Raw genomic sequence first — 14167 nt, 5'->3', positions numbered from 1 at the left:
CCGGAGGGGTCGATGTTCGCCGAACTGATTGCCCGCGCCTGCAGTGGCGCGATCCATGTGGTGACCGGTGCCCGCGCGCTGTGGATCGGCTGTGCGCCGTCCAGCGAACGCCGCGTGTACTACGGCAACCACGCCAGCCATGGTGACTTCGTGCTGATCTGGTCGTCGATGCCGCCCGCACTACGGCGCCAGGTGCGCCCGGTTGCCGCGGCCGAATACTGGCAGCGCGACGGCCTGCGCCGCTACCTGATCGATGCGGTGTTCAACGGCGTACTGGTCGAGCGCGAGGCTGGCCATCGCCAGCAGGACCCGTTGCAGGTGCTGCGCGATGCGGTGGACGAAGACTGCTCGCTGATCCTGTTCCCGGAAGGCACGCGCAATGTGGGCGATGAGCCGCTGCTGCCGTTCAAGAGCGGTATCTACCACCTGGCTCGGCAACGGCCGGAGCTGGAGTTCGTGCCGGTGTGGATCGACAACCTGAAGCGGGTGATGCCGAAGGGCCGGTTCCTGCCGTTGCCATTGCTGTGCACGGCCACCTTCGGCACGCCGCTGCGGCTGCAGGCCGACGAGGATAAGGCAGCCTTCCTGGCCCGCAGCCGGCAGGCGCTGCTGGACCTGGCGCCGAATGGAGGTCGTGCATGAGTTTCGTGCTGGATGTATCTGGCGATCTGGCAACGCAGAGCGTCGGCCAGCAGACCGGCCTGCTGTTTGCCGGTGTCGGCGCGGTGCTGGTACTGGCCACGCTGGTGGCCGAGACCCTGCGCTGGCGCCAGCGCGAGCGGCCCAGTGCGGTGATCGCCAACCTGGTGTCGCGCATCCGCGCCTGGTGGGTGATGGCGATCGTGGTCGGGTTGGCGTTGTTCTTCGGCCGTGCCGGGGTGATCGTGCTGTTCGCGATCATCTCGCTGTTCGCGCTGCGCGAGTTCATCACCCTGGCACCGACGCGCTCGGGCGACTACTACGCGTTGCTGGCAGCGTTCTACATCGTGCTGCCGTGGCAGTACTACCTGGTGTGGATCGACTGGTACGGCATGTACACGCTGTTGATTCCGGTCTATGCGTTCCTGTTCCTGCCGATCCTGTCGACCATCGGCGGCGACACCACGCACTACCTGGAGCGGACGGCGAAGGTGCAGTGGGGGCTGATGATCTGCGTGTTCTGCATTTCGCACGTGCCGCTGCTGCTGAACCTGCATGTGCCCGGGCATGACCCCTCGCGCAACGTGTTGTTGTTTGCCTTCCTGGTGATCGTGGTGCAGTCCTCGGACGTGCTGCAGTACATCTGGGGCAAGCTGCTCGGCAGGCACCTGATCGCGCCGAAGCTGTCGCCATCGAAGACGGTGGAGGGCTTCGTGGGCGGTGTGCTGAGTGCCAGTGCGCTGGGTGCGGCGCTGTGGTGGATCACCCCGTTCACGCCGCTGCAGGCGTTCGGCCTGTCGCTGCTGATCAACCTGATGGGGTTCTGGGGTGGCCTGGTGATGTCGGCGATCAAACGCGACCGCGGCATCAAGGACTGGGGCCACATGATCGAGGGCCATGGCGGCATGCTCGACCGGCTGGATTCGGTGTGCTTCGCCGCTCCGGTGTTCTTCCATGTGGTGCGGTATTACTGGAAGGCGGGCGGGGGCGGCTGACTTTGCCGGGTTTCCATCCACGCACGGCGTGGATCTACGGGTGGGGGCGCGGCGGCTGACTTTGCCGGGCTTCCATCCACGCATGGCGTGGATCTACTGGACGGGCGGCGGTTGATTCCGCAGGGGGTGGCATCCACGCATGGCGTGGATCTACCGGTAGTGCCGGCCGCTGGCCGGCAACGGCAACATCCTGCCATCGTTCATGAGGTTGCCGGCCAGCGGCCGGCACTACCCGCGCGCGCTCAGGCGCTGATGCCGTATTCCTTCAGCTTCTTGCGCAGGGTGGCGCGATGGATGCCCAGCATCGCCGCGGCGCGGCTCTGGTTGCCTTCGCAGTGGTTGAGCACTTCCACGAACAACGGGATTTCCATCTCGCGCAGCACGATCTCGTAGACATCGTCCGCGTCGCAGCCATCGAGGTCACGCAGGTAGCGGCGCACGGACTGGGCGACGTGTTCACGCAGCGGTGGCCGGGGAGCGCCACGACTGTTGTCAGGACGAGAGAGGACAGCGTTCAAGGGGGTTCCCGATTCGGTTGGCCCGTGCACGCGGAGCGCGCGGCCGGACGAGGTGGTGGCGGTCAGTCTAGCGCGAGCGTGCCCGACCTGCCACGGCTGGTCGCCTCTACCTTGGTCAGAGGAAGTCGAAGGTGAATGCGACGGTGGATGCGGCGGGCTCCTGCACGCGGAACGCGATGCGTGCGCTCTGGCCCGGCTCCAGCAGGGCCGCGCCGGGATTCTCGCCGAGGTACTGCGCGGGTGCGAACACGCCGCTGCCGATCACTCGGCCATCGGCATCGGACAGCGACAGGCGCAGGTCCGGCCAGGCCTGTGCCCAGCGCGCATCGTTGCGGATGCTGGCCTGCACCTGCAGCACGCCGGCCTGGCCTGGCAGGGGCCGGATCTCGCGGCTGGTCATGGTGAACGCGGTGGGCTCGTGCCAGGCCGGCAGGCTGCAGCGCAGTACGCCGCACAGTGCGCCCAGCCAGGCGCGGTTGCCGGCGTCGGCGGCCAGTCGCGCTCGATCGGCCAGCACGCTCTGCAGGATCAACAACAGTGCCAACCCGGCGACCAGCATCCAGTGCCAGCGCGGTGTCGGCAGTGCGCGTGGCCGAGAGGTGCCCAGGAAGCTCGGCGCATCGCCGGCCACGGCGTGCGGGGCCGGGGCGGCAAGGACGGGTTCGATCACGGCCGCTTCGTCGACGATGACGATGTCATCGCTCTGTCGCGTTTCCGCCATCGGCGGCATGGCCGCGTCGAGCGGGGCGCGGACTTCCACTGCCGGGATGTCATGCATCGCCGGGTCGGGCGTGCGCGCATCGGTCGCAGGTGCAGCCTCGCCTTCCGACGCGGGACGCAGGAAGGTGGCCAGAGGGCGGCGCGGCGGGTTCGGCTCGGACATGCTCAGGGCGCGGGCTCGGATCCAGCGGTCATTCAATCACGATCAGGCGCGGCGCACGCCGGTGATGCGCATCCAGTCGCCATCCTGGGTGGCCTGCAGATCGTCGAACCATGCGGCATAGCGCTGCAGCAGTTCGCCTTCCTGGCCATGCAGGATGCCCGACAGGGCGATGCGGCCGCCGGCGGCGACGCGCGCGGCCAGCAGTTCGGCCAGCGCATCCAGCGCCGAGGCGAGGATGTTGGCAACCACCACCGGATAGGTGGCGACCGGTTCGTCCTGCGGCAGGTACACGTGCATGCGGGCCTGCTCGCCATTGCGTTCGGCATTGTCGGCGGTGGCAACCAGCGCCTGCGGGTCGTTGTCCACGCCGATCGCTTCGGCGGCACCCAGCTTCAACGCGGCCAGCGCGAGGATGCCCGAGCCGCAGCCGAAGTCGAGCACGCGCTGGCCCTGCAGCTGGCCGTCCACGGCCAGCTGGTCCAGCCAGCGAAGGCACAGTGCGGTGGTCGGGTGGGTGCCCGAGCCGAAGGCGAGGCCCGGGTCCAGACGCACCACGGCGGCATCGGCGGCCTGCGCGGCGTCCGGCAGTTCATGGTTCCACGGCACGATCCAGGTACGGCTGCCGAAATCCATCGGCTGGAACTGGTCCAGCCAGGCGCGTTCCCAGTCTTCATCCTCGACGGCACGGAAGCTGCCGTTGCTCCAGTCCAGTTCCGGGTCGAACGACTCCAGCGCGGCCAGCAGCAACAGCGCGTTGCTGTCGGCGGGGAACAGTGCGCTCAGTACCAGGGTGTCCCAGAGGGGCGTTTCACCCACGCCGGGTTCGAGGATGGCCTGTTCGTTGCTGGTGTCGGCTTCGGCATCGAGCAGGGTCACGGCCAGTGCGCCGACGTCCTCCAGCGCATTTTCATAGCGGGGCTGGGTGGCTTCGGTGCAGCGCAGGGTCAGTTCCAGGAACGGCATGGCGGTGGGGGCAATCGCGGGAAAGGGGCCATGCTAGACCATCGGGGCGTCTCCGTATTGCCTGAGATGCTGCTCTGAGATGAACGAGGGCAGTTCAGACAGGCCTGCCGGGCCTTGCTAAACTCGGCCCTTTCCTGTGCGCCGTGAACGCTCACACCCGCCGATGGCCTTCGCTCCGACCCTGAAAACCTGGTTGCTCGTGCTGCCGGCGGTGGCCGTGCTGGGCGTGGCCGGGTATCGGGCCAGCGGGCATGCTGCGGGCGTGGCATCACCGTCGCCGGACCTGCCGACCGCCGTGGCCAGCCGTGACAGCGGAGCGCCGCTGCCGGTGGTACCGGAAGCGCTGGCGCGGCGGCTGGCCACCTTCGAGCGCGGCAACATGCTGCCGTCGGGCCTGCCGCTGGACCTTCGCGCCGACATCGAGGACGCCAGCGATCTGTATGCCTACGCCCAGCGCCTGCGCGTCCAGGCCGATACCGGCAACCATGAAGCGCGCTGGATGCTCAGCCGCGTCTACGACTATTGCGCGCAGTACGCGCTCGATCCGGGCGGCTACCGCCTGGACAACAACGTATTGAGTGGGTTGGGCCTGACCGCGGCGCCGGCGATGATCGAGGCACGCGAGCGCGTGGCACAGCGGTGTGGCGGTTTCGTGCCGGGCGACAAGCTGGGCGCGGCGCTGGTGCTGGCCGAACGCCGCAAGGCGGCCGCGCAGGGCAACCTGGCCGCAGAAGCATCGCTGTTCGCCGAGGGTGAGCCGCTGCATGACAGTGCCGAGTACCGCCGTGACCTGGTCGAGCGCGTGCGCACCTCGCGCGACCCGGAGGCCTACATGGCCATTGCGCCGGGCATGGGCGTGCGGGCGGCGGGTGACAACGCGCTCGACGGCCTGGTGGCGGGCGAGCAGCTCAGTGAACTTGCATGGCGGCTTGCGGCCTGCGAACTCGGTCTACCGTGTGGAGCGGACAGCGTGCTGGTCAACAGTTTTTGTGCGAACGGAGGGATCTGTTCGCAGGATGGAGCGCAGGATTTCCGGGATTTCGTGTATGACGCTGCGGTATCGCGGCAAGGTGCTGGGAAAATGAAGGAATGGATCAAGCGATTGGTTGGAAAGAGGGACGGGCGATGAATTACCGTCGATTCCTGCATGGGGCCAAGTTCTGGTTCTGGGTGGCGCTGTTCGTGGCCTACTCGGCCGGTGCGGTCGGCCTGCTGATGATCGATACCTACGAGGATCGCTACCGGCATCTGTCGAAGGTGGAACTGACCACGGTGAAGGCGCAGGAAGACGTGCGCCGTGCCGGTGCCAGCCAGGTCGCTGCGGTCTATCGCGCGCAGACGGGCATGCCGTTCGCCTCACTGCCGGCCGGCAGCACCTTCCAGGTGGTGTGGCCGGATGGTTCCACCGAAACCATGGTGATCGTCGATCCGACCTCGCCCAATGGCGTGCGGCCGCTGGCCAATTCGCAGATCCCGGCGACGGCGGCGGACGCGCGCTGAGCCTGCCTGGGTAGAGCCGGGCAGGCCCCGGCTGTGCTTTCCGGCAAGCCGAGCATGGGCTCGGCTCTACAGAAACAGAAAAGGGCGGGGAGATCCCCGCCCTTTTCATGTCCAGCACCTGGCGCCGATCAGGTCAGCGCGATCGGCTTGTTCTTGCGCTCGGCAAGGCGCTTTTCCAGGTAGTGGATGTTCTGGCCACCGGCTTGGAAGCCCTTGTCGCGCATGATTCGCTGCTGCAGGGCGATGTTGGTCTTGATGCCATCGACCACCATCTCGCTCAGTGCCACCCGCATGCGGGCAATGGCGGTTTCGCGGTCCGGACCGTGCACGATCAGCTTGCCGATCATCGAGTCGTAGTTCGACGGCACGCGGTAGCCACTGTAGATGTGGGTGTCCACGCGCACGCCGGGGCCGCCCGGCGGATGGAAGCCGGTGATGGTGCCCGGGCTCGGCACGAAGGTTTCAGCGTCTTCGGCGTTGATGCGGCATTCGATGGCATGGCCGGTCAGCACCACGTCGCTCTGCTTGATCGACAGCTTCTGGCCGGCGGCGATCTTCAGCTGCTCGGCCACCAGGTCGATGCCGGTGACCATTTCGGTGACCGGATGCTCCACCTGGATGCGGGTGTTCATTTCGATGAAGTAGAAGCGGCCGTCCTCGTACAGGAACTCGAACGTGCCGGCACCGCGGTAGCCGATGCGCACGCAGGCTTCGGTGCACACCTTGCCGATCTGCTCGCGCTGCTCGGCGCTGATGCCCGGTGCCGGTGCTTCTTCCACCACCTTCTGGTGGCGGCGCTGCATCGAGCAGTCGCGCTCACCCAGGTGGATGGCGTTGCCCTGGCCGTCGGCCAGCACCTGGATCTCCACGTGGCGCGGATTCTCCAGGAACTTCTCCATGTAGACCTCGCCATTGCCGAACGCGGCCTTGGCCTCGCTCTTGGTGGTTTCGATCGACGTCTTCAGCGAGGCTTCGGCGTGCACGACGCGCATGCCACGGCCACCGCCACCGCCAGCCGCCTTGATGATGACCGGATAACCGATCTCACGGGCGATCTTGGTGTTGGCGACGATGTCCTCGCCCAGCGGGCCGCCCGAGCCGGGCACGCACGGCACGCCGGCGGACTTCATCGCGCGGATGGCTTCGACCTTGTCACCCATCATGCGGATGGTGTCGGCCTTGGGGCCGATGAAGATGAAGCCGGATTCTTCCACGCGCTCGGCGAAGTCGGCGTTCTCCGACAGGAAGCCGTAGCCCGGGTGGATGGCCTGAGCGTCGGTGACTTCCGCCGCGGCGATCAGTGCCGGGATGTTGAGGTAGCTCTGCGGCGACGGTGCCGGGCCGATGCAGACCGACTCGTCGGCCATGGCCACGTGCTTGAGGTTGCGGTCGACCGTGGAGTGCACGGCCACCGTGCGGATGCCGAGGGTATGGCACGCGCGCAGGATGCGCAGCGCGATCTCCCCTCGGTTGGCGATGACGACTTTGTCGAGCATGGCGTGCCCCTCAGCCGATCACGAACAGCGGCTGGTCGAATTCCACCGGCTGGCCGTTCTCGCCGAGGATGGCGACGATGGTGCCGGACTTGTCGGCTTCGATCGGGTTGAACATCTTCATCGCTTCGATGATGGCCAGGGTTTCGCCTTCCTTGACCTGCTGGCCAACGGTGACGAAGGCCGGCTTGTCCGGGGCGGACGAGGCGTAGAAGGTGCCGACCATCGGCGAGCGCAGCACGTGGCCTTCCGGCAGCGCCGGGCCCGGCTTGGCGGTGCCGCCGGTGGAGGCTTCGGTCGGCGACTGCATCGGCATCGCCTGCGGCGCCGGAGCGGCCGGAGCGGCATACACCGGGGCCGCAATCGGGGCGGCATAGCCGGCCACCGGGGCGCGCGACAGGCGCACCGACTCTTCGCCTTCCTTGATTTCGATTTCAGCCAGGTTCGACTCTTCCAGCAGGTCGATCAGCTTCTTGATTTTGCGGAGATCCATGGTGGCCTCTTTGCTCTTGATGTCAGTGTGGTGGAGAGTGCGGTCGCACCCGGGTCAAAGCAGTTCGTAGAACTCGCGCAGCTGCCGCGTACGGTCGCGCGCGAGGGTGGTCAGGCAGCGCATCTGTGCGCCGTTGCGCGCGGTGCCATCGGAATTGAGGGCATAGACCGCGTTGCAGTCGTGGTCGCGCAGCTGCATCCAGGCGCGCTGCGCCAGTACCAGCTCCTGCTCGGCATTGCCGCAGTAGCTGCAGGTGCCGCCGCTGGCCGGTGTGCGCAGCTGGCGACGCGCCTGTGCATAGACGGTATTGAGTTCGGCATCAGCGGCCGCGGCCACGTCCGAGGCGCACAGGTCGCTCTCCATCGTGGTGACCGGATGGGCGCAGTCGATGCCTTCGTCCTTGCGGTCGAACGCTGTGGCGGCGCCGCAGATGCCGGCCCACGCCACAACGCCGGCGAGCACGCGCGGCAGCAGCTTCACGCGCGGGCCGCCTGCACGCGCAGCAGCGCCGCGTCCATCGCGTAACGATAGCTGTCGGCACCGAAGCCGCACACCACGCCCACCGCCTTGTCACTGAAGTAGCTGTGCTGGCGGAACGGTTCGCGGGTATGCGGGTTGGACAGATGGATCTCGATGAACGGCACCGCCACCGCCGCCAGCGCATCGCGCAGGGCCACCGAGGTGTGGGTGAAGGCGGCGGGGTTGATCAGGATGAAAGCGGTTCCGTCGTTGCGCGTGGCCTGCACGCGGTCCACCAGTACATGCTCGGCGTTGGACTGCAGGCTTTCCACGCTGTGCCCGGCGGCCGATGCCTGGGTGGCCAGGGCCTGGTCGATGTCGGCCAGCGTGGTGTGGCCGTAGACCTCCGGCTCGCGGGTGCCGAGCAGGTTGAGGTTGGGGCCGTGCAGGACCAGCAGCTTCGCCATGGGATCCGGAAGACGGGAAAGGGCGGCAGTCTGGCGGAACCGGCGGATGCTGTCCAGTTCGGCGAAGTTTGCAGCGTTTCAATCGATTGTTTGAAATTCGCCGAAGTGCTTGTCGCCGTATGGCGGGCGCTGGATCAAGGCGCGCTGAACGCCGTGCTGGCCGGGGATGCGTGCACGTAGGCCGACGATAGTGGCAAGGCCGGGCAATGGCGGATGCCGCAATGGCCTGCGAGGCGGTAAACCCACCTCATGCGTGGATGAGGCCACCGATCAGTAGATCCACGCCATGCGTGGATGAGGGAAGTTCGGTGCGCAGCAAGCTACGCACCCACCGAGGGGGCTGCCCAAGGTGCGCTGCACACGACCCACCGCCCCCACCACACACCCGCTCAGGTCTCCAGCGGCACGGTCGGCACTACGTTCGGGAACACTTCCTCCAGCGGCTCCCGTTCCCCCGGCTTCGGCGCCGGCCAGTTGTAGGCGTTCACCGGCTGCGCGCGGTTCACCCATAACGCGTAATACAGATGGTCGGCGCGGCCATCACCGGTGTTGGGGTGGATCAGGATGGTCAGGCCCAGGCTGTTGAGCTGCAGCCAGGGCACCAGCACCGGCAGCAGGTCGTTGGTGAAGCCGAAGTAGAACGATGGGGTGACGTGGGGGCCGCGCGGCTCCAGGTTCCAGTTGCCCAACTCCACCGGGAAGCGCTCGGCCGCCCAGCGCCGCAGCAGCGCGGCCTTCTCGAAGGTGTCCTCGTCGAAGTAGATGTGCGCGTGATAGCTCTTGATGGCGGTGTAGGCGCGCGGTGTGGCAGGCAGCGTGGCCTCGCCGGGGCGCACGCTGGCCGGGCGCGGGGTCGGCTCGCTGGCGGTGGCCTGGCCCCAGGGGCTGCGGCCCTCGGGCGCCGGCGGAACGATGGCGCGGAAGCCGGGCCGCCCGGGTTCGGTGGTGTTCACGGCGTTGTCGCTGCGCGCGGCTGCGGTGGCGGTCGATGCGCTGGCCAGGCCGCCGGCGGCCAGTCCGGCCGAAGCGATCAGGCGCCGCCGTGCGGGCGAGAGCAGGTCGGCCCAGTGGGCGTCATCGTCGCCGGCGTCGATGAGGGTCTGCGGGTCCGGGTGCATGGAGGGCTCCGTGGCGGCACTGTGTGGGCAGGTAAGCACGCTCGGGCAGGGCTGCCGGTGGCGTCCAATAAGCAGCCAGCATCACCTCATGCAGCGCCGCCTTGAGCGCGACAGGACCGCGGGCTAGGGTGCAGGTCTGCCGCCGTGGAGCCCGCCATGACCTCGTTCGATGCCGACACCCCGCGCAAGCGCGCGACCTTCCGCCAGTTGCATGCAGCAGGGTGCTTCGTGCTGCCCAACCCGTGGGACGTCGGTAGTGCGCGCTACCTGCAACGGCAGGGCTTCGAGGCCCTGGCCACGACCAGTGCCGGCTGCGCCTGGAGTGAGGGGCGGCCGGACGGCGCGGTATCGCTGCAGGCCACGCTGGAGCATCTGCGCCTGATGGCGGCAGCGACCTCGTTGCCGTTGAATGCCGACTTCGGTGATGGCTTCGGCGCCACGCCGCAGGCGGTGGAGGAGGCGGTGGCCGCGGCGCTCGATACCGGCATCGCGGCGTTGTCGATCGAGGATGCCAGCGGCGTGGCCGATGCACCGCTGCGACCCATCGACCAGGCGGTCGAGCGACTGCGTGCGGCACGTGCGGCCATCGACCGCGCTGGCGGCGACGTGCTGCTGGTCGGGCGAGCCGAGAATTTCTTCGTTGGCGTGCCGGATCTGCAGGACACCCTGCGGCGCCTGCGTGCGTATGCCGAGGCCGGTGCCGATGTGCTGTATGCACCGGGCATCAGTACGCGCGAGCAGATCAGCGCGGTGGTCGCCGCTGCGGGGTCGAAGCCGGTGAACCTGCTGATCGGTGGACCGACGTCGCTGAGCCTGCAGGACATCGCGGCACTTGGCGTTCGCCGGGTCAGCCTGGGCGGTGCGCTGGCGCGTGCCGCATGGGGTGGACTGATGCAGGCGACCCAGCCGATCGTGCAGGACGGGCGCTTCGATGGCCTGCAGCAGGCGGTTTCCGGGGCCGTGTTGAACGCGCTGTTCCGTTGAGGGAAACCCCGGTGCGAACTCTGGCCAGCAGGGACAGTAGATCCACGCCATGCGTGGATGGATGCGCCTACGCCTACAGCGCTTCCGTCTCACTCTCGGGCAGGACCACGTCCGGTTCCAGGTCGGGCAGCAGCAACTGCAACAGCCCGGGGTTGTCCGGCAGCGCGGCGCCATCCAGATAGCGCCATTGCGTGGTACCAACGCGGCGCACAGCAACCATGAATGACGTGCTGCGCATCGGCGCTTCGCGCACGCGCAGCAGTGACTGGCGCGGTACGAAGCAGACTTCCTCGTCACCGGCCGCATAGGTGCGGCCCGGCACGCCCGCCTCGTCGCTGATGATGGTGACGCCGGCCTTGCGCAGCGCCTTCACCGTGTCGCGGGTCGCCCGCGCATAGGCCTCGTCGCCGCCGGCCAGCTGCTTCAGGCTGGGATGGGTGCGCGCGATGATCTGCTCGGTATCGCCCCGGGCGAAGGCGTCCATCATCGCCTGCACCTCCTTGCGCAATGCAGCCGAGTCTTCCGGACTGAGTTCACCGGCCAGCGCTGGCGCAACGGCCATTGCCATCGACAGGGCCAGCAGAAGGGCAAGCAGATATCGGTGCATCGTCGGGTATCTCAGCGGGAACCGCCGCACTATACGGTGGATGCGGAAACAGCGTCCCACGCATGGTGCTGGTATCCCGGGCGTCACTACTTACTATTGGTAGTTAGTGAATTCCGGACATCCCCCATGCACACCCTCATCGTTACCGCTCATCCTGAATCCGCCTCGTTGACCCATGCCATCGCCAGGCGCATCGGCGAAGCCATCACCGCGTCGGACGCCGCCAACCGCGTGACCCACGCCGATCTGATGGCCGAAGGCTTCGATCCGCGCTTCAACATGCAGGACCAGGCGCTGTTCCGTGGCACCGGCGCAACTCCAGCCGACGTCGCCGCCGAGCAGGCGCGGCTGGAGGCTGCCGACACACTGGTACTGGTCTACCCGCTGTACTGGTGGTCGTTCCCCGCGTTGCTGAAGGGCTGGATCGATCGTGTGTTCACCCAGGGCTGGGCCTACCAGGACGGTGCCGATGGCAAGGTGCAGAAAAAGCTGCAGCGGTTGCGCGTGCACCTGGTCGGCATCGGCGGGGCCGGCGCGGACATGATCGAACGGCGCGGCTACGGTGCGGCGATGAAGACCCAGATCGACATGGGCATCTTCGACTACTGCGGTGCGCGCGTGCTGTCGTCCGACCTGCTGCTGGACGCCGATTCCGGTGCAGCCGAAGCGCATCTGCAGACCGCGCTGGCGATCGGCCGTAAAATCGGTACTCCGATGCGCTGACCGCCGTGCTCCGCCGATGCCTGCCAACGCCGCACCCACGCGCCGCCGATTGACCCGTGAGCAACGCGCCCGCCAGTTGCTGGACGTGGCCTGGGCGCTGGTCGGCGACGAAGGCACCGACGCGCTTACGCTGGGGCGGCTGGCCGAGGCTGCGGGTGTGACCAAGCCGGTGGCCTACGATCACTTCGTGACCCGCAATGGGCTGCTGGCCGCGCTCTACGATGATTACGACGGCCGCCAGACGCTGGTCTTCAACGAGCGCATCGGCCGCGCCCGGGCGCAACTGGTCGATCGTGCTGCGGCCATCGCCTCCGGCTACATCGACTGCATCCTCAGCCAGGGCAGTGAAGTACAGGGCATCCTTGCCGCGTTGGTCGGTGCACCTGAACTTCACGAGGTGCGGCGGCGCTACCAGCAGGATTTCATCGACAACTGCGACACCTGGCTGGGCCCGTTTGCGGCCGATGGCACGGTGCCACTGGCCGGACGCTGGGCCATCCTCGGTGCGGCTGAAACTCTTTCAGAGGGCGTGGCTGCCGGCGCGCTGGACAAGGCCGGTGCCGAGGCCGAGCTTCAGCGTTTGATCGTGGCGACAGTCAAGCGGCGCTGAGCCGCGCGAGCGGTCAGCTGCCGGCCAGCGCGGCGAATCCTGCCGCCAACTGATCGCGCACCAGTGCGTCGCGTGCGTCGCGGCTTCCAGAGCCCAACACCACGGTAATCAGGCGTACCGGCAGGTCCCGCCCGGGCACTGACCGGCATGCAGTGGCAGCCAGGCAGAAGCCTGCGGCCTGGGTGTAGCCGGTCTTCAATCCATCCACGCCGTCTTTGCCAAGCAGGGCGTTCTGGTTGTTGCGGTTGAAGCTGCCATGCGCGAACGCGCGCTGCGCAGTGATCGCCAGGATCTGCGGATGGTCGTTCAACAGGCAGGCGGCCAACACCGCCATGTCGCGCGCGCTGGACGCATGGTGCGGTGTGGTGATGCCGGAGACGCTGGCAAACCACGTGCTGCGCAGGCCCAGCTGGCGCGCATGCCGGTTCATGCGGTCCAGGAATGCGGTCTGCGATCCGTCCAGGTGGCGCGCGATCGCCAGCGCAGCGTCATTGCCGGAGACGACCATCAACCCTTCGAGCAGGCGCGCGAGGGTGATTGTTTCGCCGGGCACCAGACCCATGCGCGTTTCATCATCGGCCACGGCATGCACATCGTCGTCGACGATGGTCACGGTCTCGTCCCACGTGCGTCCGTTCTCTTCGACGCACGCATAGGCGGCATAGGCGGTCATCAGCTTGGTCAGCGATGCGGGTTGCCGCGCGGTTTCAGCGTTGTACTGGTGGATCACCGCGAAGGTATTGGCTTCGATGGTGATGGAGGAGAGCGCGGTCGGCGGTGCGGGCATGTCGGCAAGGCTGTACGGGAACGCCGCACGAGGATAGCGGATCACGGGTGCGTGGATCGGCCTCCGGCATGAATCTTGCCTGTTCGTCGACCCGTACGAATGTGCCAGCAAGTACGCTAACGTTGCGCCTCCGCCGGGCCGGAAAGCCCGATTTTTCAGTAGCGAAGGGACATCCATGAAGAAGCGTCTGATCGTCACCGGCCTGGCCTGCCTGATGCTGGTGGCATGCGCCAACCCGAAGAACACCGTGATTCCGCAGGACGTGGACCAGTTGGCCACGATCAAGCCCGAGCTGGAGAAGCTTACCCCTGAAGAACAGCAGTTGGCTGCAGCCTACATCGTGCGTGTGACCCTGACGTCGAAGATGGCCGGCGTGTTCGGCGGCAAGGAAGGCCAGGGAATTCCAGCGGGCATGACGCTGGGCAAGGCCGTGGAAGAGCAGCGCCGCTTCGTCGAAGAGCGCAAGGCCGAGGAAGCGCGCCAGGCCGCGTTGAAGGCGGAACTTGAAGCGCGTCGCGAAGCGGCGATGAAGCCGCTGCGCGAGGCGGTCACCGTCACCGTGGTGTCCAAGGACATCGAAGTGCAGCGTTCGCACGGCATCACCACCGACGAACTGCTGGTCGTGGATTTCGGGTACCAGAACAACACCGGCAAGGACATCGCCGGCGTGAAGGGCTATGTGTCGGTACGCGATCTGTTCGGCGAGGAGATTTCTGGATTCGCCATCACCAATGACGTGACCATTCCGGCTGGCCAGAGCGTGATCTGGCAGGGCAGTCGCTCGGTGCGTTTCTCCCAGGCCAAGAGCAATGACCGCAAGCTGGCCAGCCTGGATGAGAGCAAGTACACGGTGGTGTGGACGCCGGAAGCCGTGGTGTTCGTTGATGGCAGCTCGCTGACGTTGCCGCAGGACGCGGCGTCCTGAGGC

General features: G+C 67.2%; 18 protein-coding genes. 8 read left to right on the top strand and 10 right to left on the bottom strand.

Annotated elements, in window-relative coordinates:
* The first annotated feature begins 12 nt into the window (after nt 1-12).
* Nucleotides 13-642 (top strand): lysophospholipid acyltransferase family protein, encoded by a 630-nt coding sequence (locus tag EGM71_RS18690; protein WP_014038692.1) that lies wholly within the window; start codon nt 13-15, stop codon nt 640-642.
* On the top strand, nt 639-1634 hold the full coding sequence (locus tag EGM71_RS18685; RefSeq protein WP_188486321.1) for a phosphatidate cytidylyltransferase: 996 nt from the start codon (nt 639-641) through the stop codon (nt 1632-1634). The genes EGM71_RS18690 and EGM71_RS18685 overlap by 4 nt, the downstream gene beginning before the upstream one ends.
* Before the next feature lie 242 nt (nt 1635-1876).
* On the opposite strand, the gene fis is transcribed toward EGM71_RS18685, so the two are convergent.
* The 3 genes from fis to prmA form a co-directional block, all read right to left on the bottom strand.
* Nucleotides 1877-2152 carry a DNA-binding transcriptional regulator Fis gene (gene fis / locus EGM71_RS18680; protein WP_005419706.1) on the bottom strand — a complete coding sequence of 92 codons (276 nt, stop codon included), beginning with the start codon at nt 2150-2152 and terminating at the stop codon, nt 1877-1879.
* Between the two features lie 115 nt (nt 2153-2267).
* A complete protein-coding gene (locus EGM71_RS18675; RefSeq protein ID WP_188486319.1) occupies nt 2268-3035 on the bottom strand; it encodes a DUF3426 domain-containing protein in 768 nt (255 codons plus the stop codon).
* 42 nt (nt 3036-3077) lie between these two features.
* Nucleotides 3078-3998 carry a 50S ribosomal protein L11 methyltransferase gene (gene prmA / locus EGM71_RS18670; RefSeq protein ID WP_100474102.1) on the bottom strand — a complete coding sequence of 307 codons (921 nt, stop codon included), beginning with the start codon at nt 3996-3998 and terminating at the stop codon, nt 3078-3080.
* 163 nt (nt 3999-4161) lie between these two features.
* On the opposite strand from prmA, the gene EGM71_RS18665 reads away from it, so the two are divergent.
* Nucleotides 4162-5127: a hypothetical protein gene (locus EGM71_RS18665; protein ID WP_188486317.1), complete on the top strand. Its 966-nt coding sequence runs from the start codon at nt 4162-4164 to the stop codon at nt 5125-5127.
* Nucleotides 5124-5498, top strand: a complete 375-nt coding sequence (locus EGM71_RS18660; RefSeq protein WP_005419699.1) for a hypothetical protein — start codon at nt 5124-5126, stop codon at nt 5496-5498. The genes EGM71_RS18665 and EGM71_RS18660 overlap by 4 nt, the downstream gene beginning before the upstream one ends.
* A 128-nt stretch (nt 5499-5626) precedes the next feature.
* Here EGM71_RS18660 and accC read toward each other — a convergent pair whose 3' ends face one another.
* The 5 genes from accC to EGM71_RS18635 form a co-directional block, all read right to left on the bottom strand.
* On the bottom strand, nt 5627-6994 hold the full coding sequence (gene accC, locus EGM71_RS18655) for an acetyl-CoA carboxylase biotin carboxylase subunit (protein WP_006473295.1): 1368 nt from the start codon (nt 6992-6994) through the stop codon (nt 5627-5629).
* Nucleotides 6995-7004: 10 nt separating this feature from the next.
* Nucleotides 7005-7484, bottom strand: coding sequence for an acetyl-CoA carboxylase biotin carboxyl carrier protein (accB, locus tag EGM71_RS18650; protein ID WP_049443248.1), 480 nt, complete (start codon nt 7482-7484; stop codon nt 7005-7007).
* 54 nt (nt 7485-7538) lie between these two features.
* Nucleotides 7539-7964, bottom strand: a complete 426-nt coding sequence (locus EGM71_RS18645; protein WP_188486315.1) for a lysozyme inhibitor LprI family protein — start codon at nt 7962-7964, stop codon at nt 7539-7541.
* Nucleotides 7961-8410 (bottom strand): type II 3-dehydroquinate dehydratase, encoded by a 450-nt coding sequence (aroQ, locus tag EGM71_RS18640; RefSeq protein WP_188486313.1) that lies wholly within the window; start codon nt 8408-8410, stop codon nt 7961-7963. The genes EGM71_RS18645 and aroQ overlap by 4 nt, the downstream gene beginning before the upstream one ends.
* A 389-nt stretch (nt 8411-8799) precedes the next feature.
* The gene (locus EGM71_RS18635) at nt 8800-9528 is read right to left on the bottom strand and encodes a DOPA 4,5-dioxygenase family protein (protein ID WP_188486312.1); all 729 of its coding nucleotides are present in this window, start codon (nt 9526-9528) and stop codon (nt 8800-8802) included.
* A gap of 156 nt (nt 9529-9684) precedes the next feature.
* Here EGM71_RS18635 and EGM71_RS18630 point away from each other — a divergent pair, with 156 nt between their 5' ends.
* A complete protein-coding gene (locus tag EGM71_RS18630; RefSeq protein ID WP_188486310.1) occupies nt 9685-10512 on the top strand; it encodes an isocitrate lyase/PEP mutase family protein in 828 nt (275 codons plus the stop codon).
* Nucleotides 10513-10585: 73 nt separating this feature from the next.
* Here the strand turns inward: EGM71_RS18630 and EGM71_RS18625 are convergent, their stop codons facing one another.
* On the bottom strand, nt 10586-11119 hold the full coding sequence (locus EGM71_RS18625) for a hypothetical protein (RefSeq protein ID WP_188486308.1): 534 nt from the start codon (nt 11117-11119) through the stop codon (nt 10586-10588).
* Between the two features lie 126 nt (nt 11120-11245).
* On the opposite strand from EGM71_RS18625, the gene EGM71_RS18620 reads away from it, so the two are divergent.
* Nucleotides 11246-11842 carry an NAD(P)H-dependent oxidoreductase gene (locus tag EGM71_RS18620; protein WP_188486306.1) on the top strand — a complete coding sequence of 199 codons (597 nt, stop codon included), beginning with the start codon at nt 11246-11248 and terminating at the stop codon, nt 11840-11842.
* A 16-nt stretch (nt 11843-11858) separates the two neighbouring features.
* A complete protein-coding gene (locus EGM71_RS18615; protein ID WP_188486304.1) occupies nt 11859-12452 on the top strand; it encodes a TetR/AcrR family transcriptional regulator in 594 nt (197 codons plus the stop codon).
* 13 nt (nt 12453-12465) lie between these two features.
* Here EGM71_RS18615 and EGM71_RS18610 read toward each other — a convergent pair whose 3' ends face one another.
* A complete protein-coding gene (locus EGM71_RS18610; RefSeq protein WP_188489907.1) occupies nt 12466-13239 on the bottom strand; it encodes a D-alanyl-D-alanine carboxypeptidase family protein in 774 nt (257 codons plus the stop codon).
* 175 nt (nt 13240-13414) lie between these two features.
* Here EGM71_RS18610 and EGM71_RS18605 point away from each other — a divergent pair, with 175 nt between their 5' ends.
* The gene (locus EGM71_RS18605) at nt 13415-14164 is read left to right on the top strand and encodes a hypothetical protein (protein ID WP_188486302.1); all 750 of its coding nucleotides are present in this window, start codon (nt 13415-13417) and stop codon (nt 14162-14164) included.
* Nucleotides 14165-14167 lie beyond the last annotated feature (3 nt).

The organism is Stenotrophomonas maltophilia (assembly GCF_006970445.1).
Lineage (GTDB): Bacteria > Pseudomonadota > Gammaproteobacteria > Xanthomonadales > Xanthomonadaceae > Stenotrophomonas > Stenotrophomonas maltophilia_AU.
This window is presented reverse-complemented; position numbering and strand designations above follow the sequence as displayed.

Coding starts and splice junctions, on each gene's coding strand:
- aroQ (WP_188486313.1), bottom strand. CDS start 8,410: ATGGCGAAGCTGCTGGTCCTGCACGGCCCCAACCTCAACCTGCTCGGC.
- EGM71_RS18620 (WP_188486306.1), top strand. CDS start 11,246: ATGCACACCCTCATCGTTACCGCTCATCCTGAATCCGCCTCGTTGACC.
- EGM71_RS18635 (WP_188486312.1), bottom strand. CDS start 9,528: ATGCACCCGGACCCGCAGACCCTCATCGACGCCGGCGACGATGACGCC.
- prmA (WP_100474102.1), bottom strand. CDS start 3,998: ATGCCGTTCCTGGAACTGACCCTGCGCTGCACCGAAGCCACCCAGCCC.
- EGM71_RS18685 (WP_188486321.1), top strand. CDS start 639: ATGAGTTTCGTGCTGGATGTATCTGGCGATCTGGCAACGCAGAGCGTC.
- EGM71_RS18660 (WP_005419699.1), top strand. CDS start 5,124: ATGAATTACCGTCGATTCCTGCATGGGGCCAAGTTCTGGTTCTGGGTG.
- EGM71_RS18690 (WP_014038692.1), top strand. CDS start 13: ATGTTCGCCGAACTGATTGCCCGCGCCTGCAGTGGCGCGATCCATGTG.
- EGM71_RS18605 (WP_188486302.1), top strand. CDS start 13,415: ATGAAGAAGCGTCTGATCGTCACCGGCCTGGCCTGCCTGATGCTGGTG.
- accC (WP_006473295.1), bottom strand. CDS start 6,994: ATGCTCGACAAAGTCGTCATCGCCAACCGAGGGGAGATCGCGCTGCGC.
- EGM71_RS18675 (WP_188486319.1), bottom strand. CDS start 3,035: ATGTCCGAGCCGAACCCGCCGCGCCGCCCTCTGGCCACCTTCCTGCGT.
- EGM71_RS18665 (WP_188486317.1), top strand. CDS start 4,162: ATGGCCTTCGCTCCGACCCTGAAAACCTGGTTGCTCGTGCTGCCGGCG.
- EGM71_RS18625 (WP_188486308.1), bottom strand. CDS start 11,119: ATGCACCGATATCTGCTTGCCCTTCTGCTGGCCCTGTCGATGGCAATG.
- accB (WP_049443248.1), bottom strand. CDS start 7,484: ATGGATCTCCGCAAAATCAAGAAGCTGATCGACCTGCTGGAAGAGTCG.
- EGM71_RS18610 (WP_188489907.1), bottom strand. CDS start 13,239: ATGCCCGCACCGCCGACCGCGCTCTCCTCCATCACCATCGAAGCCAAT.
- EGM71_RS18630 (WP_188486310.1), top strand. CDS start 9,685: ATGACCTCGTTCGATGCCGACACCCCGCGCAAGCGCGCGACCTTCCGC.
- EGM71_RS18615 (WP_188486304.1), top strand. CDS start 11,859: ATGCCTGCCAACGCCGCACCCACGCGCCGCCGATTGACCCGTGAGCAA.